The organism is Piscibacillus sp. B03 (assembly GCF_052246295.1).
Classification (GTDB): Bacteria; Bacillota; Bacilli; order Bacillales; family Alkalibacillaceae; genus Piscibacillus.
Map to the genome: position 1 here is coordinate 206,563 of NZ_JBQQCO010000002.1, position 24,296 is coordinate 230,858.

The following is a 24,296-nucleotide window of genomic DNA, read 5'->3' on the forward strand; positions in this document are numbered from 1 at the left end:
ACTATTTCGCCCCCTTATCTTGGCGAAGTTTAATCATGGCATAAATGCCTAAAGCAGCTCCAAACAATACTGCTACTTCAAACAACGTATCAATTCCACGGAAATCAACTAATATAACGTTAACTGCATTATGTCCTCCACCTAAATCATAAGTGTTTTCCATAAAGAAATTAGAAATGGTATCTGCAAATCGACTATTATATGCTGTAACACCAATGACAAGCATTAAGGCACCGTAAGCTACTGACACCAGTACATTTGTACCTTTTCTAACAACAGAGTTTGTATCAGCAGTCAAGTTAGGCAGGTGGTAGAAGCATAATAGGAATAATACGACTGTTACTGTTTCAACAATTAGTTGTGTTAAAGCTAAGTCAGGCGCACTATACATAACAAATAATATAGCTAAACCATAACCTACAACACCAAGAATTAGAATAGCTGCAATACGGTTTCTTGCCACTGTTGTGCCAATGGCTGCAATAGCCATGATGGAAGCCACAATGACTTCTGGTGCCGTAATAGGTGCTAAATCTTGCAGTTCAAAATTAACTCCACCAGTAACTAAGATTGTTAAAGCTGTAATGGATATAATACCTGTAAGAATCAAAATCATATATAGACGTAATGAACCTGTCATATAAGCGGTTGTGATCTTGTTTGAAACAGATTCAATTTTTTCTACAATCCAATCATATACACGGTTAAAGCTTAAAGTTCCTGGAAGTACTCGATATATTCCTTCCCACTTACGTTTAGTTAAATAAAGTAGAATACCTACTCCGACCACGATTAATGACATCTGGAATGCTCTGCTTTCAAATCCATGCCAGAAATAAATGTCTTTCTCAACGCTACTACCGTACACTGCATCAGCAGAGTGTGTAATTAATGCTTGGTTGAAGATTGTAGGGAATAAGCCAATTACAATGACACCAACTACTAAAAGCATTGGTGGTACCAACATCATGAATGGTGCTTCATGAGGTTTCTTAGGAAGTTCTTCTTCTTTATACTCACCTCTAAATGTGCCAAAGAATAAATACATTGAGTAAACAAATGTGAAGATACTTCCGACGACAGCAATAATAGGAATTGCTGTAATTAAAGAATCAATGAATGCTCCAGAATAGCCACCTAAATCAAGAGTTGATTCAAAGAACATTTCCTTACTATAGAAACCGTTTAAAAACGGTAAAGGGACACCTGCCATTGAGAATGTACCAAAAATCGCTAATGTAGCTGAAATGGGCATAAGTGTCATGAGACCTCCGAGTTTACGGATATCTCTAGTACCTGACTCGTGATCAACAATGCCAGCGATCATAAATAGACTACCTTTAAATGTCGCGTGGTTTAGAATATGAAACACAGCTGCAAAAACTGCATATGACGTACCAAAACCTAACATAGCCATAATCATACCTAATTGGCTAATAGTAGAAAATGCTAATATTCCTTTTAAATCTGTTTGCCTAACTGCCATGTAAGATGCCCATGCTAATGTTACAAGTCCGAAAATACTTAATAGGATAAAGAATAACGGCACTTCTGAGAAAATAGGTGAAAAACGAGCCATTAAATAAATACCCGCTTTAACCATTGTTGCAGAGTGTAAATATGCACTTACTGGAGTTGGGGCTTCCATAGCATCTGGTAGCCAAATGTGAAATGGGAACTGAGCAGATTTTGTAAAGGCTCCTAACAGCAAAAAGATTAAAATAAAGATAAAATGCTCACTATTAACAATGACATCCGCTTGATCAATCATTCCCCTAATACTTGTTGTTCCGGTTTCGATGGATAGTAAAATAAGTCCACCAAGGAGACTAAAACCACCTAGAACTGTAATTAACATTGACTTTAAAGCACCGTAACGCGAACGTTCGCGATAATGCCAATAACCGATTAGTAGAAATGAAGAAAGTGATGTAAATTCCCAAAATGTGTAGAGTACAAATACATTATCGGATAATACTACACCTAACATCGAGGACATAAAAATGTATAAATAAGTATAAAAATGTCCAATTTGTTCTTCTTTGTCTAGGTAATAAATCGAATATAAGACTACTAATGTTCCTATCCCACTTATGAGTAATACAAATAATAAACTAAGTCCATCTAAATAAAAATCGAGTGCAATATTTAGAGAAGGGATCCAATTGATTGTTTGCCTAATAGGTTCAAAGTTAGAACCTAAAAATTGAATGAAATATATAAAGATGAGTAAAGGAACTGGTAGGATTAACCAGCCGGTATGAACCTTCTGTTTAATTCGACTTAAGAAAGGGATTAATATTGCGAAAATGAGTGGTGCAAATACGGCATAAACCATATGTATGTCTTCCATCCTTTCACTATATGTATGTCTCTATAAAGGTACAGTAATATTATACAGATTTTCAATGTCTAATGAAAAGAAAAACCCCCTTTATAGCAAAATTATAAAAAAACTGACACATTTTCATGTGCCAGTAATACGCTATCTTCATATTTATATGTTTTTTATGACGATTCTTTCAAGTATTGATATAAGCCTCGTCTAATAAGTTCAGCCTCGATCAATTTTATAAAATCGTTATTTAATTCTAATTTCTGTGCCTTTTTATAGGATTCTACCAACAATTGATCTGATAATTGTTCCATATTCGTCCTAGCCGAAATCGGCTCGCACCTCCTTGAAAGTCGTCCACCTTGTAACTGTTATTATCCTATCATTAATTAAAAGTTTGAACAACTTGGATAACTTGTTGATAACTTGTGTATAAACTGTTTGTAAATACCGAATATAACGGTAGGAATATTGTTTAAATGGTGTGTATAATGTTGATATTTTTATCCACAGGTTGAAAAATGATGTAATTTGTCGAACGATTTTTAGAATATCTCGATAAAAATAATATTGTAACATAAGTCTAGTTAGCAAAATTTTCTTTGAAACATGGCTTTGAATTGTATATGATGAAGGATAGTTAAAGATTAGTAGAGGTGAAAGTCTTGTTGAAACTATTTTTACCAGATGATCATGTTCAAACAGTACTTGAGGTAACGCCTGAATTTTTGAAAAAGAAAGGTATAAAAGGAGTTATTACTGATTTAGATAATACATTAGTCGCTTGGGATCAACCAGAAGCGACACCTGAAGTTATAGAGTGGTTTACAGAGCTTCGAAGTGCAGGTATACAAGTTACAATTATTTCCAATAACACGGAAGATCGTGTAGCATTCTTTTCTAAACCGTTAGATATTCCGTTTATCTCTAAAGCAAGGAAGCCAATGCAAACCGCTTTTAATAAAGCGATTAAAGAAATGAAGTTACCAAAAGAAGAGGTTGTTGTGGTTGGAGATCAATTATTAACGGATGTCTTTGGAGGTAATAGGTCTAAGTTACATACCATTTTAGTCGTACCTGTTGTACAAACTGATGGTTTTTTTACACGGTTTAACCGAAAGATTGAACGCCGAATATTAGAATACTTTAAGAAAAAAGGCAAACTGCATTGGGAGGATTAATGAATGGAAGAATTATATTGTCAAGGGTGTGGAGCCCGTGTCCAAACAGACGATGAATCAAAAGTAGGCTATGCACCAAAGTCAGCTTTACAGCGTGATGAGATTGTTTGTAAACGTTGTTTTCGCTTAAAACATTATAATGAAGTTCAAGATGTTGATATGACAGCAGATGACTTTCTAAACATGTTACATGAGATTGGTCATAAAGATGGTCTTATTGTAAAGGTTGTTGACTTATTTGATGTGCATGGAAGCTTTATTCAAGGATTAAACCGTATTGCAGGAAGTAATCCAATCGTATTAGTAGGGAATAAAGTGGACTTACTTCCTAAATCGACAAAATTAAACAAAGTTAAGAATTGGATGCGTAGAGTTGCTAAAGAATATGGTTTAAAAGTAGAAGATGTATTCCTAGTTAGCGCGACAACTGGCGTTAATATGAAAGAGATGGCATTCGAACTTGAAAGAATTCGAAAAGGGAAAGATATATATGTTGTTGGTAGCACAAATGTTGGTAAATCAACTTTGATAAATCATTTTATTCAGAACGCTACTGAAGAGAAAGATGTTATTACAACATCTTATTTTCCTGGAACAACTTTAGGTTTTATTGATATTCCACTTGATGATCGATCAAGCATGATTGACACACCGGGTATCATTAATCATCACCAAATGTCACATTATTTATCAAAACAAGATCTTAAAACTGTTACACCTAAAAAAGAAGTTAAACCTAAAGTGTTTCAATTAAATGAAGGTCAAACACTATTTGTTGGTGGCTTAGCACGTTTCGATATTGAACAGGCTAAGTCAAATATTGGTTATGTCTGTTATTTTTCAAATGACTTAAATATACACAGAACAAAACAAGAAAAAGCTAATGAGTTGTATGAACAGCATTTAGGTGATTTATTATCACCTCCAACTGAAGATTCGCTAAAGAGTTGGCCAGAAATGGTGAAGGAAACCTTCAAGGTTAATGCATCAAAGAAAACAGATATTGTTTTTTCGGGTCTTGGTTGGGTTACAATCCCTGAGGGTGAAGTAACGATTTCTGCGTACGTCCCTAAAGGAGTTCGAGTAATGAAACGTGAGGCAATTATATAGGGGGATTATATATTGTATAAGTTAGGATTAATAGGTCACCCTGTCCAACATTCTAAGTCACCTGAAATCCATCAATATTTTTTAAATGTTATTAATGCGAATGGCAAGTATGAATTATTTGATGTTATGGAAGAAGACTTAGAATATTTTTTAAATGAATTAAAGCATTCTGATATGAATGGGGTTAATGTGACAATTCCGTATAAGGAAAAAGTCATTCCTTATTTGGATGAAATTGATGAACATGCTCAAATGTTAAAAGCTGTTAATACGATTAAAAGAAAAGGAAATAAACTAATCGGGTATAATACAGATGGGGAAGGTTTTATAGATTCACTAAGATATACTTATCCGAAATTTGTTAAAGATATTAAGGATAAGACAGTATTAATTTTAGGAGCTGGTGGTGCTGCAAAAGGTATTTATTTTAGCTTAAAAAAACTCAATCCAAAAAGAATTGATATAGCAAACCGTACGAAACGAAAAGCTGAGAATATCGTATCAGAGAATAACCACTTGGTTCTTGCTTTAGAGGAAGCTGAAGAAAAACTATATGAATATGATTTAGTAATACAAACAACGAATGTTGGTATGGAACCTGATAAAGACAACCAAGTTATTAAGCTTACTCATCTTAATAGAGGTGCCATTGTGAGTGATATTGTCTACAAACCCAAAATGACAAAGTTCTTATTGAATGGAAAACAACAAGGAGCACGATTGTTATTTGGTGAATCGATGCTTTGGTATCAAGCGGCTAAATCATTTAAAATATGGACAGATCAATCAGTGGAGAAACATTTAAAAATTGATTAAGAAAGGCGTGCATAGTTTGTTAACTGGTAAACAAAAACGTTATTTAAGAAAAGAAGCACATCATCTAAACCCTATTTTCCAAGTTGGTAAAGATGGAGTGAATGAAAATATGATTCTACAAATAAATGAAGCCTTAGAAAGAAGGGAATTAATCAAGGTTTCAATACTACAAAATTGCTTTGAGGATAAAAACTCTATTGCTGAGCAACTAGTTGAAGGTACAGGTGCGGAGCTAGTCCAAGTAATCGGAAATATCATTGTCCTTTATAAAGAATCAGATGAAAATAAGACTTTAGAACTTCCTTAAAGGGTGCTAACATTATGAAAAAAGTAGGTCTATTTGGTGGAACATTCGACCCACCTCATATTGGACATCTTAAACTATCTCAAACGGTCTTAAATACTTTAGCACTTGATGAGGTTTGGTTTATTCCAACATATCAGCCTCCACATAAAGAAGGAGCTGTCGCAAGTCCTGATCACCGTTTAAATATGCTGTATAATCTGTTGGCAGACTACTCGGAATTAAAGGTGTCTACAATTGAATATGAGCTTAAAGGTAAATCATACACATATGAAACCGTTAAACACCTCTGTAAAGAATATCCCAATACTTTATTTTACTTTATTATTGGTGGGGATATGGTCGAGTACTTACCTAAATGGTACAAAATAGAAGAACTCAAAAGATTGATTCAGTTTGTTGGAGTAAATCGTAGAGGATCTGAAGATTATAACCACAGAGGCGTTCTAATGGTAACTATGGATGAGGTTCCAGTTTCATCAACAGAAATTCGAGAAGCATTGAAAAAGGGGAAAGAACCTCATGGACTGACAGATGAAGTGTTACACTATATAAGGGAGAATGAGCTTTATGAAGATTGAAGAAGCATTAGCTGAATCGGAGAAAGTTCTAACCAGTAAGCGTTTTGAACATGTTAAGCGTGTCACTGATACTGCTATTAACCTTGCCAAAAAATACAACGGGGATGAATACAAGGTAGGGCTTGCCGCTGCTTTACATGATTATGCTAAAGATATGGATTATACTGTCTTAAAAAAATGGATAAAAGCAGAATTAGACCTTCCGAAAGATTTATTGCATCATCATACAGAACTTTGGCATGGGCCAGTTGGTTCAAAAATGGCTAATCGAATATTCTTGATTGATGATCAAGATATCTTAAATGCTATTCGCTATCACACTACTGGTCGACAACATATGACACAAGTTGAAAAGATTGTATTTTTGGCTGATTATATCGAACCGGGGAGAAATTTTCCTGCTGTCGCAAAAGGTAGGGAATTAGCCGATAATGATTTGGACTTAGCTTGTCATTATGCATTAGAAAATTCAATACAATTTTTAATAAGCAAGAAACAACCGATTTATCCAGATACATTTTTTGCTTTCAATGACTTTACTGAGAGATTGTTAAATTAATTATTGGAGGGTAATTTAATGGAAAGTGAACAATTATTAGATATTGCAGCAAAAGCATGCGATGATAAACGAGCAGAAAACATCGTAGCATTAGATATGAAAGAAGTGTCACTAATTGCAGATTATTTCCTAATATGTCATGGTACGAATGAGCGTCAAGTGGATGCTATTAGTAAAGGGATTAAGGATGCAGTGGAAGAGCAAGGTTACCACGTTAAAAAAATCGAAGGTCGAGACCAATCTCGTTGGGTTTTAGTTGATTTAGAACACGTTGTGGTTCATATCTTCCATAAAGATGAACGTGAGTATTATAACTTAGAAAAATTATGGGGCGACGCTGACCGAGTTCAATTGAGCCTTTAATAGGTGTTGTTTATGTATAATAAATTAGCTGAAGTATATGATTCCCTCATGAATGATGCTCCTTATGAAATGTGGATTCAATTTGCTAGTTCGATTAAGCCAAAAGATTATTGTCGCGTGTTGGACATGGGCTGTGGAACTGGGGAAATTGCAATAGAACTAGCACACAAAGCCCATTCTGTGACAGCTTTTGATCTATCACATGAAATGATTGAGGTGGCAAAAGCCAAAGATTCATCAGTTACATTTTCTCAAGGTGATGTAAGAAGCTTTGATTACAATATTAATTTTGACCTAATTATAAGCTACTGTGATGTATTGAACTATTTAACTGACGAAAGTGAATTGCTTCAAGTATTTGAGCGTGTCTATAAACACTTGAATGATGATGGAGTGTTTAGCTTTGACATACATTCCATGAACTATATTAATTGGTTAATTCAACAAGAAGTTTTTTCTGAAGTACGAAATGATTTAAGTTATATTTGGTTTACAGAGGAAGGCGAAGGGTTAGGCGAAGTCTATCATGATCTAACGTTTTTTGTGAAAGAACCTTCGGGATTATTTAAACGATACGATGAACGTCACTTTCAGAGAACTTTTTCAGTAGATACTTATAAGAAGCTTCTCAAGAAGGCAGGATTTAATCATATCCAACTTTTTGAAGACTTTGACCTTATACCTTCACATAATATAAGCGAAGAAACAAATCGAATCTTTTTTGTTTGTAAGAAACACTAAATAAAATTCAAGTGGGTACTTTTGCAAAAATAGCAAAATACCCACTTGAATTTTTTGTTATATTGACTAAAATATTATTATAATATTTTTATTTAAGGTTCATCTCATTGACTAAGTCGTCAATATGCTCTTTTTCAGTGTAAAATTTATCATGAGTAGCATCAAACACGTGATCAAATACGTTGATAAATGAATCTTCTAATGCTACCATCCCTTCCCCAGTTATACCGCCTTTTACCATAACTTTTTCTTTAAGCGAGGAAAAATCATACACATGATCTTTAAATAACTTTCCATACCCAATAACCATTTTCTCAACTAAGGTAGTGGCCTGTTCCTTCGGTAAACCAGTCTTATCTACAGCTGATTGAATCATTTCTTCTAGGATATAACTTAAAAACGCTGGACCACACGAGACTATATCTGATGCAATTCTTACATGTTCTTCTTCAATTTCAACTGGTGTTGAAAAGTGTTTACATGTTTGCCAGATGGTTTGTTTTTTATCTTCATTCATATGTTCTGAAAATGTTAATAATGTTACACCACTTAAAGCGCGATTAGTGATACTTGGAATCATCCTGGTAACCGAACACGGTAAAATACTTTCAAGGTGTTGGACTGACACAGAACTAGTTATTGAGATGACGCATTGGTTTTTATTAACCTCATCCTTAATTTTGTATGAAATATCTACAATTTCTTTTGGTTTGGCACAAAGGAAAATTATATCGCATTCACTAACGATTGTATCTAACGTTTGAACAACATGAACATTTGGATATTGTCGCTTTAGGCCGTATGCTTTCATAAATGTTCTATTATATAAAAAGAGATCTTGTTGGTCTACAGCTTGACTGGAGGTGAGAGCGTGTAATAAAACTTGCCCCATGTTACCTGTGCCAACGATTCCCCACTTCATGTAATAACCCCCTTATTAGACAAATGACAATTAAAAATACTAACTCATCACTATGTATATGAAAGAAGGTTTAAATCATGCCTATTAATAAAGTGTGGTTCATCATTCCTGTCATTTTTCTTATCATAGTTTATATTTTTTGGCCAAAGAATGAACATGATTTAGTGGTTCAAGAGGATGTTGTTTTTGTTAAACAAGAGGAAGATTTACGTCATAACGAGATTAATCAACCAGATTCAATTATGGTTGATGTGAAAGGAGAAGTGAAAGTTCCGGGAGTTTATAAAATGAAAGATGGTGAAAGAGTAATTGATGTCATTGAACAGGCAGGCGGGTTAACGGAGAATGCTGATGAAGCAAGTGTTAATTTAGCTATGATCTTAAAAGATGAAATGGTGATACATGTAAGGTCAGGTGATATTGATAATGACAATGAAAGTTATGAGACTCAGTCAAACAAAATTCCAATTAATACAGCTGATGTGAATGATTTAACGCAAATACCTGGCATTGGAGAGCAGAAGGCTAAAGCTATTATTCAATATCGTGAAGAACATGGCTTTTTTAAATCAGCAGAGGACCTATTAAATATTAGTGGTATTGGTGAAAAAACTTTAGACAGAATTCGAGAATTTATTGTCGTTCCTTAGGATAAATCATTTATAATGATACTAAAGGTTACAAGGAGGTAAAGTTATGGAACGTATCTCATGGGATCAATATTTCATGTCACAAAGCCATTTATTAGCGTTAAGAAGTACCTGCGAACGTTTATCTGTAGGAGCTACAATCGTACGAGATAAAAGAGTTATAGCAGGAGGCTATAATGGCAGTGTATCTGGAAGTGTTCATTGTGCTGATGAAGGGTGTAAGGTAATAGATGGACATTGTGTTAGAACCATTCACGCGGAGATTAATGCAATTCTTCAATGTGCCAAATTTGGTGTTCCAACTGAAGGTGCTGAAATTTATGTGACACATTTTCCTTGCTTAAATTGTACAAAGACGATTATTCAAAGTGGGATTAAGAAAATCTATTATGCGAACGATTATAAGAACCATCCATATGCACTTGAATTACTTGATGAAGCAGGTGTTGAAGTTCAACAAGTTGAGTTAGATTATTTACATATTGATACAAACACTAAAGAAAAATTATATTTTATATCACAATTACTTCAGAAGCTTGAAGAAAGCGGTTCTGATGAGCATGATCTAAAACAATTGAGGCACGAGGCTAATCAACTTTTCTTTAACGTTGAATAATGAAAGGTAAATGGTATATTCTCGCTCTTTTCTACATAGCGGGATACCTTCCAACATGGTTTGGGTTATGTATGATTTTGTTGCTAGGCGTAACATGGTTAAGAAAACTTATACATAATCCAATCCTGATTTTAATGTCTTTAATCTGTTTTTTTATTTCCTCATTTACTTCCCCAAATATCGTTATTCCTGCACAAGATTTTGGTTATTATGAAGGTCAAATTAAAGTCGAAACTAATCCAATAAAAGATGATGAACGTGTGCGCTTTATTGGAGCGACGAATATTTCTAAAATAAGTTTATCAACTGAAAATGATATTGAGCTTTATCATGGATCGACATGTGTTATGAAAGGTGATATCCAGTTACCAGAACCACCAACTAATCCAGGACAATTTAATTATCAAACTTATTTAGCTTATCAAGGGGTTTTATATGTAAGCTACCAAGTCGAGTTGACTGAATGTAGTGGACGCTCTTTGGTGTCTTATTTATACCAGTTTCGTGATGATATAAGAGAGAAATTAATTGAATTGTTAGAGCCTTATACTTATAAGTGGATTAATGCTTTATTCTTTGGAGAACGTAATGACTTACCTAAGCCTTTAATTGAAGCTTTTCAATTTTGGGGGCTATCTCATTTGCTCGCAATTTCTGGCTTGCATGTCGGTATTTTATTAGGCATATGTTATTTTGTATTAAATAAAGTTCTTCATTTAACTAACGAACAAAGCAAGATGATTTTGTTAACAATTATTCCAATCTACATCTTTTTAGCTGGCGCACAACCTCCAGTTATGCGAGCGGGGATAATGGCTGTTTTAGTGATTATCTTCAGTTTCATTAGAAGTCATAAAGTTGATACGACGGATCTTTTATCTATGGTATTTATGGCCTTATTATTAATTGATCCATACCTACTTTATCAATTATCTTTTCAGTTCTCGTTTGCTGTAACCTTGAGCCTAATCTTATCGAAAAAGTTACTGGAAAAACAAAACTGGCTTATGACTTCTTTAATGGTGAGTTTGATTAGCCAATTAGTTATATTACCACTTCAATTTTATTATTTTTATTATACTAATGTGCTGTCATTTGTTATGAACTTAATCTACGTGCCATACTTCACATTAATTGTCATCCCGATATTGATGTTAGTTTTGTTATGCGCTTTAATCTTTCCAAGTGGACTTATATTTTTAGAAACCATTTTTTCTTATGTTCATAGCCGAATGATGACATTAATCCTTTCTGCTGGTCAACCTGAGTTCGCTCAATGGGTTGTTGGAAAGCCAGAATATAGTTTAATGATTCTTTATGCCTTTATATTTTTATGGTTCATGAATACTTGGGAGCGACAAAGGTTCAAACGAGCAGCCCTATTAGCAATTCTCATGGTTAGTATTTGGTATATACCTCTAGTACAAAAATATTTTAATCAAGACCTAACAGTAACGATGTTGGACGTTGGACAGGCTGAATCCATCGTGATTGAACTACCACATAATCAAGGTGTATATGTGATTGATGTAGGTGAGGAAGTGTCTTTATCAAACAGTGAAGAACATTTAAATTTCGAGCGTATAATTAAGCCTTTTCTTTGGTCAGAAGGAAGAGGAGCAGTGAATGGATTATTTATCAGTCATTTTGATCATGACCATGCAGCCTCGTTAAAGCCGTTTGTAAAAACATTTAAACCTGAAGCTATCTATACGCATCCTTTTAACTCAATTAACCATGCCAATCATATAAAACTTCAGGCTGGAATGAAGCTGATTGCTGGGAAGGTATTAATTAAAGTATTGTCACCTAGTTATGAAAACGTTGAAATTGATGAGAATAATCGTTCATTAGTGTTTTTGTTAACTTATGAAGATTTTAATATATTATTTACTGGCGATGTAACGGGTGATATTGAAGCAACCTTAATTAGTGAAAATCGCTTACAAGATGTTGATGTACTTAAAGTGGCACACCACGGAAGTAAAACATCTACAACTGATGTCTGGCTAGACACCATACAGCCCGAAATGACCTTAATTTCAGTGGGGAGGAAAAATCGTTACGGACACCCAGATCCAATGGTCATAGAGAGACTTGAACAGCGAGGCATTGAAATTTTAAGAACTGACTTACAGGGTGCAATAACATTAAAATATGCTAATGGACAAGGCACGTTAAGTAAAGTTAAGCCATAAATTAGAGTAGAATACAAAAAAGACTGTACCTTTTAGATACAGTCTTTTTACGTTACATTCATTTCGTCATTCTAATCTTTATTAAGAACCAACCACTTTAAAAATTGTTCCAATAAAGAAAATAACCAAGAAGAAAATGAATGATAAGCTGAAACCTTTGATGGAATCGACGACATCATTATTTTTTGATTGTACATCTTTTTCAAATTCGTTCACGGTTATCCCTCCTACGCTACATTTTAGTATAATTCATCTCTCTAAAAAAATCTATCACTTTTTTAGGTTTTCAAAAAACTGTAGAAATTCGTTAACTGTTAAGAGTTAACAGCAATATTATAAACGATTACGCACAAAATAACTATACAACAAACGCCGCTAAAAATAAAATTTCCCGGGATTTTATTTTTGGCGTTTATATAGATATTGGGGGGAGCTTTGACGTTCCCCTCTTTATATGTGTTAAAAACCCTTGTCATCTGTGCCGGTTCGTTATACGATAAATGGCATAGAAAGGTGTTGAAAGAGATGCACGCACAGGAATTCATAAATGGTAAATCCCATCGACTGGTTCCTATTTATGTATTATATGGGGAAGAATCCTATTTTATACAAGAAGCAAAAAAACGAATCGAAGGGTTAGTTGAAAAAACAGATCCTGAATTTGATCGTAATACATATGACATGGAAACTACTCCAGTTCAAGAGGCGATTCATGATGCTGAGACTTTTCCATTTTTTAGTGAGAATAAATTAATTGAAATTCAACGGGCTTACTTTTTAACAGGTCAAAAATCTAAAACCGATGTAGAACATAATTTAGATGCACTCGAAGAATATGTTAATCAACCAGTTGATTTTTCAACCTTAGTTATTATTGTACCTTATGAAAAAATGGATCAACGAAAGAAGATCGTTAAAACCTTAAAAAAATTTGCGACGTTTATAGATTGCTCATCACCTAAAGCTTTTGAAATGGGACAGGTAATTAAAGGCCTTGCTGAACAAAAAGACTTAGTTCTAACAGAAGATATTATTGAATTATTTACAGAGCGAGTAGGTGAACATATTGAAGCGGCTCAACATGAGCTAGAAAAGTTGAAGTTATATTGTGGAGACCAGCAACCTACGATTCAGGATGCAAGTGAAATTGTATCTGTTCATGCCGAGGCTAATACGTTTAATTTAATTGATTACTTAGTTGATTTTAAGGTAGGAAGAGCAGTTCAATTAGTGAAAGAGCTAAAGAAACAAAATGAAGAGCCTATTGGATTATTGGCATTAGTGAGTTCTCAAATAAGATTGATTTTACAAACTAAATTATTAAAGCAAAAAGGCTATCAGCAACAACAAATTGCAAACGCAATACAATCACACCCATATGCAGTTAAAATGGCATTAAAAAGAGAAAGACGCTTTTCTGATCGTGCTTTAAAAGAAATGCTAATAGAAGCGGCAATTACCGATGAAAAAATGAAAACTGGGAAAGTCGAACAGTGGCTGGCTTTTGAGTTGTTTTTACAAAGAGTTGTCCAAAGGTTAAAGCAGGCAAGTTAATAAAAGATATAAAAAAATCCATTTCGTCTTGAAATGGATTTTTTAGTGCTCTTTATTAGTTAGCTAATTGATTAACTTTTGACATTAGTGAGCTCTTCTTACGGTCACCATTGTTTTGATGAATGATACCTTTTTGAACTGCTTTATCAATTTTGCTAACAGCTGTTGTTAAAGCTTCTTTAGCTGCATCAGCATTTTTCTCATGGACAGCTTGTTCTACACTTTTAATTGCAGAACGCATGTCTGATTTGAACGCTTGGTTTAGCATGCGAGCATCATGGTTTACACGGATTCGCTTAGTAGCTTGTTTCGTATTTGCCACTTTTCTTCACCTCCTGATGAAAATGTCCGTAAAACAATTTTTCTTTAATTATGGACAAAAGTCATTTTATCAAAGCCTACGAGAGTTTTCAATAGTTTGCTGTTAAGATATTTCGCTTGTCATAAAATTGCTCACTCAATTCGTTTATTTTAAATGACTTCGGTAACAATAAAATTGATAAGGAGGGATTTCATGGAACAACGAGAATTTCGACCAAGAACAGACTTGGCTGTAGAAGCGCAAGAAATGTTTATTGAACAAAATCCAGATAAAAAACATGAACTTGATGGGATTATTATTAAAGAATACGAGCAGGGAAAGTACAAATTGACTAGAGTAGAAATTGATGAAAAAGGTGGAGAACGAGTCGGTAAAAAGGCAGGAAACTATGTCACCATTGAAGCTCAAGATTTACGTAATATGGATCCTAAATTTGGTAGGCAATCTTCAACCATATTAGGTGAAGAGATAAAAAGGTTGATGGAGGAACATTCAATTCCAGAAGATGCAAGGTGTCTCATTGTCGGGTTAGGAAATGGTTATGTTACTCCAGATGCACTTGGTCCACATACGGTTAATAAGCTATATGTAACGTCACACTTATTTAAACTACATCCGGAGATGGTTGGTGAAGGAGACCGCCCTGTATCAGCATTCACGCCAGGTGTAATGGGCCTGACTGGTATGGAAACAAGTGATGTTATCTTTGGTGTTGTTAGAAAGACAAACCCGGACTTTATGATTGTTATAGATGCTTTAGCGGCGCGTTCTGTGGATCGTGTTAATACGACTATTCAACTATCTGACACAGGTATTAACCCTGGCTCAGGTGTTGGAAATGATCGAAAAGAAGTTAGTAAAGAGACTTTGGATATTCCAGTTTTTTCAATTGGTATACCAACTGTCGTAGATGCGGTTACGATTACAAATGATACCATTGACTATATTTTAAAACATTTCGGTAGAGAAATGGAAGAAGGCGATAAGCCTGGTAAAGCACTTACTCCAGCAGGAATGGACTTTGGTGAAAGACGGAATTACACAGAAGACGATCTACCCGATGAAGAAGCTAGACAAACATATTTAGGGATTGTTGGTGCCTTAAAAGAAGATGAAAAGCGTCAATTAATAAGAGAAGTTTTAAGGCCGACGGGTCACAATTTAATTGTAACCCCTAAGGAAGTTGATGAAGTTATTGAGTACATGAGTGAAATTGTAGCTTCCGGAATTAATCAAGCTTTACATGAGTCAATAACTCCAGAAAACGCAAAACATTATTTAAATTAATTTGTTCTACCTTTTCAACTTACTGAATAGAGTTTTAATAGAACTTCAGTAGAAAGGTTGAAAAGGTAAATGAAGAAAAAAATACAAATTAATTGGTCGCAAATTAAGAGGGTTAAACAGCATCCCTTTCTATTATTTCAAATTTTCTTTATATGTCTGATTTTATTTGTACCTATATTTTCAATAAAACCATTTAGTGAAGCATCGACGAATATTCTCGAAGAATGGCTTAATCAAATCGACGGTGCTTCTTATTCTTTTTTTATGACGATCGATCAGCCTATTTTGGACGGGCTAAACGAACAGCACGATGAACAAATTACAGTAGCTAGTTTCGCTCTTCCGATATTTACTAACTTACCTTACCAAGATACTAGGTTATTGTTTGGTCACGAATTGCCAAGGTTTCCAAATACAAATAGTACGATAGCGGTGGCGGGTGAAGGTACTAACATGTTCTCCACGGTTATTGAAACTGAACCACCTGATTACTTATTCGAAAATCAAGAAGATGACCAACAATCAGAGCAACCACAACCGACTGTCACTGATGAAAATATTTTAGTCTATACAACCCACAACAGAGAATCGTTTCTTCCGCATTTGCCAGATGGCACCCCAGCTAATGTCGTATATCACGAAACAGAAAATGTCATGAAACTAAGTGAAAGGTTTGGAGAAAAGCTAAAAAATTATGGCTTAAACCCTTATGTTGATCGAACAGATTATTGGAGACAACTGCCACCAGGTGGATATAGCCAATCATATGACTTTTCAAGAAAAGTCGTTCAAGAAGTTATGGGTAGTAATGATCAGATGAAATACTTAATCGACATTCATAGAGATGCAATGCCAAGAAGTAAAACTACCGCATCAATTAATGGCAAGTCAGTTGCTCGTTTAGCCTTTGTTGTTGGTGGAGAAAATGAACATTATGAGCAAAACCTACAATTCGCTTCAGAATTACATGACTTGTTAGAAGAGAAATATCCTGGTTTGAGTCGAGGGGTCATTATTAATGAAGGTGCAGGAACAAATGGTATTTACAATCAAGATTTATCTAATGAATCAATTGTAGTCGAGGTTGGCGGGATTGAAAATGATTTTGAAGAGCTGAACTTTGCAATTGATGCTTTTGCTGAAGTGTTTAGCGAGTTTTATTTTGAAAAAGAAGGCGCTACTAGTCAATAAGAAAAGGGGAAATAGTTATGAGAGTACTGTTTTGGATCATCGTCTGTTTCTTTATCTTTTATTTAGGAATGCAAACAGCAACGTCAAATCAAGCTGAACCTGAACGAAACATTATTCAGACAGAAGAGGATTTCAAACAATCAAGCGTCACAACTGAATCATTTAATGATGTTCATGATGAAGTGTTGAAAGAAGAAGTTGAGCCTAAATCTGGTTCATTCTACAGTGTTGCCATGTTCTTAGAAGAATTCGTAAAAACAATATTCTCAGTACTTTTCCAATTTCTATACCGATTTAGTGCCATGTTCTTTTAACTTTGTATAAAACGTAATTTCATTAAAATTTGCTCTGTTACACATTGTTGTTTATATAGTGATTTGCTATCAGTGGATGCTTTCCGTGGGCACGGCTTTCATGTATCTAGTAGAAGGGATTCTATTCCTTCTACTAGAGGATCTTCAGCTCGTGCTGTTCTCGCGACTAACAGGACGTTCTAGTGTTGGCGTTGGTTACAGGACGTGACCGTTTTTAGCCGACCAGGAGTCGCCACTTTCGCGCATCACAATTTAACAAATCTTTTGAACATCTATACATTAAATAACTATCGACTTTTAGCTTGAGAATAAAGTAAATTAGTATGTTATTAGAAACTCATTTTAAGGTGGGTTTCTTTTTACTTTTGCAAAAGATTGAATAATATAGGCGCAATTGCTATAATCGAGCTAGCGTTAATGGACGTAGAAACAGGAGTGATGAAAGTTGGCAAAACAACAGAATGTCCGAAATTTCTCGATTATTGCTCATATTGACCATGGAAAGTCAACATTAGCAGATCGAATATTAGAAAAAACTAAAGCTTTAACAGATCGCGAAATGAAAGAACAATTCCTAGACGCAATGGATTTAGAACGTGAGCGTGGGATTACAATTAAATTAAATGCAGTACAACTAAGACATGAGGCAAACGATGGTGAAGATTATTTATTCCACTTAATTGATACACCTGGACACGTCGATTTTACATATGAAGTATCAAGGAGTTTAGCTGCTTGTGAAGGTGCTTTGCTTGTTGTTGATGCAGCTCAAGGGATTGAAGCACAAACGCTAGCTAATGTATATTTAGCACTTGATAATGACTTAGAAATTATTCCGGTTATTAATAAAATTGATCTACCAAGTGCTGATGTTGAACGTGTTAAACAGGAAATTGAAGACGTCATCGGCATTGATGCGGATGATGCTATTTTAGCTTCAGCCAAAGATGGTGTTGGAATTGATGAAATCTTAGAGCGTATTGTGACAGACATCCCTGCACCAGCTGGGGATCCAGATGAACCGACTAAAGCCCTTATTTTCGATTCCTTATACGACCCATACAGAGGAGTTATCGCTTATATATGTATTAAAGAAGGTAGCATCAAAGTCGGCGATGAAATTAAGATGATGCAAACGGGTAAGACATTTGAAGTTAATGAATTAGGTGTATTCACGCCTAAACCAATTAGTAAAGATGAGTTAACAGTTGGTGATGTAGGGTTCCTAACAGCATCAATTAAAAACGTAGGCGACTCTCGAGTAGGGGATACAATTACTCTAGCAAATAACCCAGCAGAAGAACCGTTACCTGGGTACAAGCGTTTAAACCCAATGGTGTACTGTGGTTTATTCCCAGTGGATGCGGATAATTACAACGATTTACGTGAAGCGCTAGAGCGTTTGGAATTAAATGATTCATCTTTACAATATGAGCCTGAAACATCCCAGGCCCTAGGATTCGGCTTTCGTTGTGGGTTCTTAGGTCTTCTACATATGGAGATTATTCAAGAACGAATCGAACGCGAATTCAATATTGATTTAATCACGACAGCTCCAAGTGTAATTTATGAAGTAGAGATGAATGATGGAGAAACGATTAATATTGAAAATCCATCATTAATGCCTGAATCTAAAAACGTAAAAGAAGTTCGCGAACCATTTGTTAAGGCAACTATTATGGTACCTAATGATTTTGTGGGGCCAGTTATGGAAATTTGTCAGAAAAAACGTGGCCAGTACATCGATATGCAATATTTAGATGAGAACCGAGTTAATATTGTTTATGAGATTCCATTATCGGAAATCGTATATGACTTCTTTGATCAGCTAAAATCCCAAACTAAAGGATATGCATCATTTGACTATGAGTTAAGTGGCTATAAAGCATCAAACCTAGTTAAGATGGATATTTTATTGAACGGGGAAACAGTTGATGCATTATCGTTTATCGTTCACCGTGATTTCGCTTATCACCGTGGTAAGCATATCGCTGAAAAATTAAAGAAAATTATACCACGTCAGCAATTTGAAGTGCCGGTTCAAGCGGCAATTGGAAATAAAGTGGTGGCAAGAACGACCATTAAAGCTATGCGCAAAAACGTTTTATCTAAATGTTATGGTGGAGACATTTCACGTAAAAGAAAGCTTCTTGAAAAACAAAAAGAAGGTAAGAAGCGTATGAAGATGGTTGGTAAAGTGGAAATCCCACAAGAAGCATTTATGTCTGTATTAGAAATGGATGATGATTCATAAGGGCGGCCAAATGGTCAGCCCTTTTATCTTGTAACTAGGAGGTGGCAGAATTGGACCGCTCAGTTTATATACACATTCCGTTTTGTCATGAAATCTGCCATTACTGTGATTTTGCAAAAATATATTATAACAGAGAATTAGCAGATGCATATTTAAAAAATCTGAGAAAAGAAATGCAACTATACCTTGGAGATCAAAAGATTTCTCCTCGCTCTGTTTATCTTGGTGGAGGGACACCAACTAGCCTTAATGAACAACAATTAGAATATTTACTTAGAACGATCAATGAGTTTATTCAAGTGGAACAGGTGGAAGAGTTTACGATTGAGGCTAATCCAGGTGAGTTTGAGGAAGGCCATGTTCGAGTTATGAAAGAGTATGGGATCAACCGAGTATCCTTAGGGGTGCAAGTTTTAGATGACGACTTTCTAAAACTATTAAATCGTAACCATACTGTAGAAGATGTGACGAACACAGTACAGGTGTTGAAGAAATATGGATTAAATAACATTAGCATGGATTTTATATATGCCTTACCTGATCAATCCATAGAACATTTTAAACAAACACTTGATTTAGCATTAGCATTTGATTTACCACATTACTCTGCCTATGCACTTCAAATTGAGCCAAGAACAATCTTTCATATGCGTCACCAACAAGGTAAATTAAATAAACCACCTGAAGAAGATGAAGCAGAAATGTTATCTATGTTAATGGAAATGATGGACCAAGCGGGTAAGAAACATTATGAAATAAGTAATTATGCTGTACCTGGTTATGAAAGTAAGCACAATTTAACTTATTGGAATAATGAAGAGTATTATGCCTTTGGTGCGGGGGCTCATGGTTACTTAAATGAAGAGCGCTATGTTAATTTGAGACCTGTGAACCATTATAATGACGCACTTGAACATTGGAATAAACCAGTTCTCCACCGAGACTCTATAACATTAAAAGAAAAAGTAGAAGAAGAAATGTTTTTAGGGTTGCGAAGAGCAGAAGGTGTATCTGATCAAGAATTTAAAGCTAAATATAATGTTTCCCTATTTGAATTATATAATAGCGAGATTGAATCCCTTGTTGAAAAAGGCTGGTTAATTAATGACGGAACGCGTATTTATTTAACCGATAAAGGTCTTATGTTTGGAAATGATGTTTTCGCGTCATTTTTGTTAGAAGAAGATACTTATAAAAAAGTGTTTAATAATTGACACGTTAATATGATTTTGATAATTTATTATTAGAATTAGCACTCGAAACAACTGAGTGCTAACAGGGGTGATAGACATGTTGACAGATCGTCAATTACTAGTGTTAAAAGTGATTGTTGATGACTTCATAGAGACCGCTCAACCCGTAGGTTCGCGTAATATTGCTAAGAAAGAGAATGTATCTTTCAGCCCTGCGACCATTCGTAATGAAATGGCTGACTTAGAAGATTTAGGGTATTTAGAAAAAACTCACTCTTCTTCTGGGCGTATCCCTTCTGAAAAAGGGTATCGATATTATGTCGATCACATAATGTCTCCGTTGCAGTTATCTAAACATGAAGTGAATCAAATTCAACAATCATTCAGTGAACGTATGATGGAGTTAGAACGTGTTATGCAGAACTCTGCACACATTTTATCTGAGTTGACAAGGTATACAACACTGGTGCTAGGTCCCCAAGTTTATGAAACAAAACTTAAACAGTTACAAATTGTTCCGTTAAATAACCAATCAGCAATTGCCATACTTATTACAGATAAAGGACATGTGGAACACCGTTCTTTTGCTATTCCTGAAGGATTGGACCAGTCCGATTTAAAAAAAACAGTTAATATTCTTAATGAAAAATTAAGTGGAGTCCCAATTGTATATCTTGACAGATTTATTGAAACAGAAGTTAAGTATCTTCTCAAAAAATATACAAATGACTTTCACAAATCTTATCAATTACTTAATCAAGCCTTGTTTACAGAACAACCTACTAATCTATACGTAAGTGGTAAGACAAATATATTATCTCAACCGGAATTCGCTGATGTCGATAAAATTAGATCTCTATTTGACATTATGGAAAGTGAAGAACAGATTGCCCCTGTCTTAAAGAGTGAAGATGAAGGACTGCACATTTATATTGGGCAGGAAAATAAGATTGAAGAAATGAGTAACTGTACCTTAATCACAACTACTTACTCACTTGGTGATAATCAGGTTGGTACGATTGCGTTACTCGGGCCCACACGTATGGATTATGCGAAAGCTGTATCGATTTTAGATTTATGGAGTGGCCAAATGTCCCAGACATTACAGAAGTGGTTTACTGAACAATAAAAGCGGAAATGCTTATATTGTTAAAGTGTTATAAAAAACTTGGCAAGATTCAATAGCCAAGTTTTCTTACGGTTAAATACTTGTCATTTTCTGAATTCATGGTATATTTAACAATTGGAAAAGGAAGGGAATCGTTGGAGGTGACGAAATGGATAAAAAAACAATGAACCAAGAACAACAAGAAGAAGTTACTAACGATGAACAGGTCGAAGGAAGTAATGAATCTGTTAATGAAGAACAAGAGCAACACAGCGATGAACAGCTACAAAAACAAATTAAACAACTTGAAACTGAAAAAGAAGAATTAAAGAACAAGTTTTTGCGTACACAAGCCGACTTTGATAATTTCCGTCGTCGTACTCAAAAGGAACGAGAGAATGACTTGAAATATAAATCCCAAGAGTTAGTTACGGAAATTTTACCTGTATTAGATAACTTTGAACGAGCACTTCAAACAGAAGTGAACGATGAAGGAAGTCAGTCATTTGTAGAAGGAATGAAAATGGTATATAACCAGCTTCATCAAGCACTTGGAAAAGCTGGAGTAGAAGAGATTCAAGCGGAAAAAGAAGAGTTTGACCCTAACTTGCACCAAGCCGTGATGCAAGTGCAAGAGGAAGGCTATGAATCTAATCAAGTGGTTGAAGTTCTACAAAAAGGTTATAAATTGAAAGATCGGGTAATCCGACCAGCAATGGTTAAGGTTAATGAATAAAAAAATAATAATTGACACTAAGAATAAGGGAGGATTTATCAATGAGTAAAATCATCGGTATTGACTTAGGTACAACAAACTCATGTGTAGCAGTTATGGAAGGTGGCGAAGCAAAAGTCATCCCTAACCCAGAAGGAAATCGCACAACACCATCTGTTGTGTCGTTCAAAAATGGTGAACGCCAAGTAGGTGAAGTCGCGAAACGTCAAGCGATTACAAACCCTAATACGATTCAATCTATCAAACGTTATATGGGTACTAATCATAAAGAAGAAATTGAAGGAAAAGAATATACGCCTCAAGAAGTTTCTGCGATTATCTTACAGCATATTAAAGCTTATGCTGAAGATTATTTAGGTGAAGAAGTGACTAAAGCTGTTATTACAGTACCTGCTTACTTCAACGATGCAGAACGTCAAGCAACAAAAGATGCAGGTAAAATCGCAGGTTTAGAAGTTGAACGTATTATCAACGAACCAACTGCGGCTGCTTTAGCTTATGGTATTGATCAAGATGAAGATCAAACAGTACTTGTTTATGACCTAGGTGGAGGTACTTTCGACGTTTCTATTTTAGATATTGGCGATGGTACATTTGAAGTTGTTGCTACAGCCGGTGATAACAAACTTGGTGGTGACGACTTTGACCAAGTGATTATTGATCATATGGTCGAAGAATTCAAAAAAGAAAATGGAATTGATCTTTCTCAAGATAAAATGGCTCTACAGCGCTTAAAAGATGCTGCTGAAAAAGCTAAGAAAGACCTTTCAGGTGTAGCTCAAACTCAGATTTCACTACCATTCATCACTGCAGGTGAAGCAGGTCCATTACACTTAGAAATGAATTTAACTCGTGCGAAATTCGAAGAATTATCAGCGGATCTAGTAGAAAGAACGATGAAACCAACTCGTCAAGCTTTAAAAGATGCTGATATGTCAGCCTCAGAAATTGATAAAGTTATTTTAGTCGGTGGTTCAACTCGTATTCCTGCTGTTCAAAAAGCTATTGAAAAAGAAGTTGGAAAAGAACCTTCTAAAGGTGTTAACCCTGATGAAGTAGTTGCGTTAGGTGCTGCTATTCAAGGCGGAGTCTTACAAGGTGATGTGAAAGACGTTGTATTATTAGATGTCACACCACTTTCATTAGGAATTGAGACAATGGGTGGCGTATTTACTAAATTAATCGAACGTAATACAACAATCCCGACAAGCCATTCTCAAGTATTCTCTACAGCAGCTGACAACCAAACGGCTGTAGACATTCACGTGTTACAGGGTGAACGTGAAATGGCACAGGACAACAAGACTCTTGGACGCTTCCAATTAACTGATATTCCACCAGCACCACGCGGTGTACCTCAAATCGAGGTTAAGTTCGACATTGACGCAAATGGAATTGTTAACGTTAGTGCGAAAGATATGGGAACTAACAAAGAACAATCCATTACGATTAAATCTTCTTCAGGCCTTTCAGAAGAAGAAGTAGAGCAAATGGTTAAAGAAGCTGAGGAAAATGCAGAAGCAGATAAGAAGCGCCGTGAACAAGTTGAACTTCGCAATGAAGCTGATCAACTAGTCTTCCAAACTGATAAAACGATTAAAGACTTAGGCGATAATGTATCTGATGAAGAAAAACAAAAAGCTGAAGATGCTAAAGAAGAGCTTAAGAAAGCTCTAGAAGGTGAAGACTTTGAAGAAATTAAAGCTAAGAAGGAAGCGCTAGAACAAGAAGTTCAAAATCTTTCAGTTAAACTATATGAGCAAGCTCAACAACAAGCTCAGCAAGCTGAAGGTCAAGCTGGTGAAGCTAATAATGACGACAACGTGGTTGATGCAGACTACGAAGAAGTTAATGAAGACGATAAAAAATAACTTTTACTTAAAAAGTCAAAGTCAGGACAATCTTGACTTTGACTTTTTTTCAGCATCATCATTTAGGACTAAAATAAACGTTTTTTATTC

Annotated in this window: 25 protein-coding genes; 20 read left to right on the top strand and 5 right to left on the bottom strand. The window is 35.1% G+C overall.

Annotated features, from left to right (window positions below; all coding sequences use genetic code 11):
* Window position 1: 1 nt before the first annotated feature.
* Both ACTWQB_RS02710 and ACTWQB_RS02715 read right to left on the bottom strand, forming a co-directional pair.
* Entirely contained in the window at window positions 2-2,338 is a 2,337-nt protein-coding gene (locus tag ACTWQB_RS02710) for a Na+/H+ antiporter subunit A (protein ID WP_443137676.1), read from the bottom strand.
* Between the two features lie 170 nt (window positions 2,339-2,508).
* Window positions 2,509-2,649 carry a sporulation histidine kinase inhibitor Sda gene (locus tag ACTWQB_RS02715; protein WP_443137643.1) on the bottom strand — a complete coding sequence of 47 codons (141 nt, stop codon included), beginning with the start codon at window positions 2,647-2,649 and terminating at the stop codon, window positions 2,509-2,511.
* A gap of 351 nt (window positions 2,650-3,000) precedes the next feature.
* On the opposite strand from ACTWQB_RS02715, the gene ACTWQB_RS02720 reads away from it, so the two are divergent.
* From ACTWQB_RS02720 to ACTWQB_RS02755, 8 genes are read left to right on the top strand one after another with little or no spacing between them, the layout of a single operon-like run.
* Entirely contained in the window at window positions 3,001-3,516 is a 516-nt protein-coding gene (locus ACTWQB_RS02720) for a YqeG family HAD IIIA-type phosphatase (protein WP_443137644.1), read from the top strand.
* A 3-nt stretch (window positions 3,517-3,519) separates the two neighbouring features.
* A complete protein-coding gene (yqeH, locus tag ACTWQB_RS02725; protein WP_443137645.1) occupies window positions 3,520-4,626 on the top strand; it encodes a ribosome biogenesis GTPase YqeH in 1,107 nt (368 codons plus the stop codon).
* 12 nt (window positions 4,627-4,638) lie between these two features.
* Window positions 4,639-5,442 carry a shikimate dehydrogenase gene (aroE, locus tag ACTWQB_RS02730; protein ID WP_443137646.1) on the top strand — a complete coding sequence of 268 codons (804 nt, stop codon included), beginning with the start codon at window positions 4,639-4,641 and terminating at the stop codon, window positions 5,440-5,442.
* Window positions 5,443-5,458: 16 nt separating this feature from the next.
* Entirely contained in the window at window positions 5,459-5,749 is a 291-nt protein-coding gene (gene yhbY, locus ACTWQB_RS02735) for a ribosome assembly RNA-binding protein YhbY (RefSeq protein WP_443137677.1), read from the top strand.
* Between the two features lie 14 nt (window positions 5,750-5,763).
* Window positions 5,764-6,327 carry a nicotinate-nucleotide adenylyltransferase gene (locus ACTWQB_RS02740; RefSeq protein WP_443137647.1) on the top strand — a complete coding sequence of 188 codons (564 nt, stop codon included), beginning with the start codon at window positions 5,764-5,766 and terminating at the stop codon, window positions 6,325-6,327.
* The gene (yqeK, locus tag ACTWQB_RS02745; protein ID WP_443137648.1) at window positions 6,308-6,886 is read left to right on the top strand and encodes a bis(5'-nucleosyl)-tetraphosphatase (symmetrical) YqeK; all 579 of its coding nucleotides are present in this window, start codon (window positions 6,308-6,310) and stop codon (window positions 6,884-6,886) included. Before ACTWQB_RS02740 ends, yqeK begins: the two co-directional genes overlap by 20 nt.
* Window positions 6,887-6,904: 18 nt before the next feature.
* Window positions 6,905-7,249 carry a ribosome silencing factor gene (rsfS, locus tag ACTWQB_RS02750; protein ID WP_443137649.1) on the top strand — a complete coding sequence of 115 codons (345 nt, stop codon included), beginning with the start codon at window positions 6,905-6,907 and terminating at the stop codon, window positions 7,247-7,249.
* 12 nt (window positions 7,250-7,261) lie between these two features.
* Complete coding sequence (locus ACTWQB_RS02755; RefSeq protein WP_443137650.1) at window positions 7,262-7,990, top strand: class I SAM-dependent DNA methyltransferase; 729 nt, start codon at window positions 7,262-7,264, stop codon at window positions 7,988-7,990.
* Window positions 7,991-8,078: 88 nt separating this feature from the next.
* Here ACTWQB_RS02755 and comER read toward each other — a convergent pair whose 3' ends face one another.
* On the bottom strand, window positions 8,079-8,912 hold the full coding sequence (gene comER, locus ACTWQB_RS02760; protein ID WP_443137651.1) for a late competence protein ComER: 834 nt from the start codon (window positions 8,910-8,912) through the stop codon (window positions 8,079-8,081).
* Window positions 8,913-8,989: 77 nt separating this feature from the next.
* Here comER and ACTWQB_RS02765 point away from each other — a divergent pair, with 77 nt between their 5' ends.
* The 3 genes from ACTWQB_RS02765 to ACTWQB_RS02775 are packed head-to-tail and all read left to right on the top strand — an operon-like array spanning window position 8,990 to window position 12,376.
* Window positions 8,990-9,562: a helix-hairpin-helix domain-containing protein gene (locus tag ACTWQB_RS02765; protein ID WP_443137652.1), complete on the top strand. Its 573-nt coding sequence runs from the start codon at window positions 8,990-8,992 to the stop codon at window positions 9,560-9,562.
* A gap of 46 nt (window positions 9,563-9,608) precedes the next feature.
* Window positions 9,609-10,178, top strand: a complete 570-nt coding sequence (locus tag ACTWQB_RS02770; RefSeq protein ID WP_443137653.1) for a ComE operon protein 2 — start codon at window positions 9,609-9,611, stop codon at window positions 10,176-10,178.
* Window positions 10,178-12,376: a DNA internalization-related competence protein ComEC/Rec2 gene (locus ACTWQB_RS02775; RefSeq protein WP_443137654.1), complete on the top strand. Its 2,199-nt coding sequence runs from the start codon at window positions 10,178-10,180 to the stop codon at window positions 12,374-12,376. The genes ACTWQB_RS02770 and ACTWQB_RS02775 overlap by 1 nt, the downstream gene beginning before the upstream one ends.
* 81 nt (window positions 12,377-12,457) lie before the next feature.
* Here ACTWQB_RS02775 and ACTWQB_RS02780 read toward each other — a convergent pair whose 3' ends face one another.
* Complete coding sequence (locus tag ACTWQB_RS02780) at window positions 12,458-12,592, bottom strand: YqzM family protein (RefSeq protein WP_134338326.1); 135 nt, start codon at window positions 12,590-12,592, stop codon at window positions 12,458-12,460.
* Window positions 12,593-12,901: 309 nt separating this feature from the next.
* Between ACTWQB_RS02780 and holA the strand changes: the two genes are divergently transcribed.
* Complete coding sequence (gene holA / locus ACTWQB_RS02785; protein ID WP_443137655.1) at window positions 12,902-13,930, top strand: DNA polymerase III subunit delta; 1,029 nt, start codon at window positions 12,902-12,904, stop codon at window positions 13,928-13,930.
* A 55-nt stretch (window positions 13,931-13,985) separates the two neighbouring features.
* Here the strand turns inward: holA and rpsT are convergent, their stop codons facing one another.
* Complete coding sequence (gene rpsT, locus ACTWQB_RS02790) at window positions 13,986-14,252, bottom strand: 30S ribosomal protein S20 (protein ID WP_443137656.1); 267 nt, start codon at window positions 14,250-14,252, stop codon at window positions 13,986-13,988.
* Between the two features lie 192 nt (window positions 14,253-14,444).
* Here rpsT and gpr point away from each other — a divergent pair, with 192 nt between their 5' ends.
* The 8 genes from gpr to dnaK all read left to right on the top strand — a co-directional run bounded on the left by gpr (window position 14,445) and on the right by dnaK (window position 24,206).
* Entirely contained in the window at window positions 14,445-15,539 is a 1,095-nt protein-coding gene (gene gpr, locus ACTWQB_RS02795) for a GPR endopeptidase (protein ID WP_443137657.1), read from the top strand.
* 69 nt (window positions 15,540-15,608) lie between these two features.
* Window positions 15,609-16,730 (top strand): stage II sporulation protein P, encoded by a 1,122-nt coding sequence (gene spoIIP / locus ACTWQB_RS02800; protein WP_443137658.1) that lies wholly within the window; start codon window positions 15,609-15,611, stop codon window positions 16,728-16,730.
* Between the two features lie 17 nt (window positions 16,731-16,747).
* Window positions 16,748-17,044, top strand: a complete 297-nt coding sequence (locus ACTWQB_RS02805) for a hypothetical protein (protein WP_443137659.1) — start codon at window positions 16,748-16,750, stop codon at window positions 17,042-17,044.
* Between the two features lie 445 nt (window positions 17,045-17,489).
* Window positions 17,490-19,298: a translation elongation factor 4 gene (lepA, locus tag ACTWQB_RS02810; RefSeq protein WP_443137660.1), complete on the top strand. Its 1,809-nt coding sequence runs from the start codon at window positions 17,490-17,492 to the stop codon at window positions 19,296-19,298.
* Window positions 19,299-19,348: 50 nt separating this feature from the next.
* On the top strand, window positions 19,349-20,512 hold the full coding sequence (gene hemW / locus ACTWQB_RS02815) for a radical SAM family heme chaperone HemW (protein ID WP_443137661.1): 1,164 nt from the start codon (window positions 19,349-19,351) through the stop codon (window positions 20,510-20,512).
* Between the two features lie 76 nt (window positions 20,513-20,588).
* A complete protein-coding gene (hrcA, locus tag ACTWQB_RS02820) occupies window positions 20,589-21,620 on the top strand; it encodes a heat-inducible transcriptional repressor HrcA (protein WP_443137662.1) in 1,032 nt (343 codons plus the stop codon).
* A 148-nt stretch (window positions 21,621-21,768) separates the two neighbouring features.
* Window positions 21,769-22,335, top strand: coding sequence for a nucleotide exchange factor GrpE (grpE, locus tag ACTWQB_RS02825; protein WP_443137663.1), 567 nt, complete (start codon window positions 21,769-21,771; stop codon window positions 22,333-22,335).
* Between the two features lie 41 nt (window positions 22,336-22,376).
* Window positions 22,377-24,206: a molecular chaperone DnaK gene (dnaK, locus tag ACTWQB_RS02830; RefSeq protein ID WP_091772626.1), complete on the top strand. Its 1,830-nt coding sequence runs from the start codon at window positions 22,377-22,379 to the stop codon at window positions 24,204-24,206.
* Window positions 24,207-24,296 lie beyond the last annotated feature (90 nt).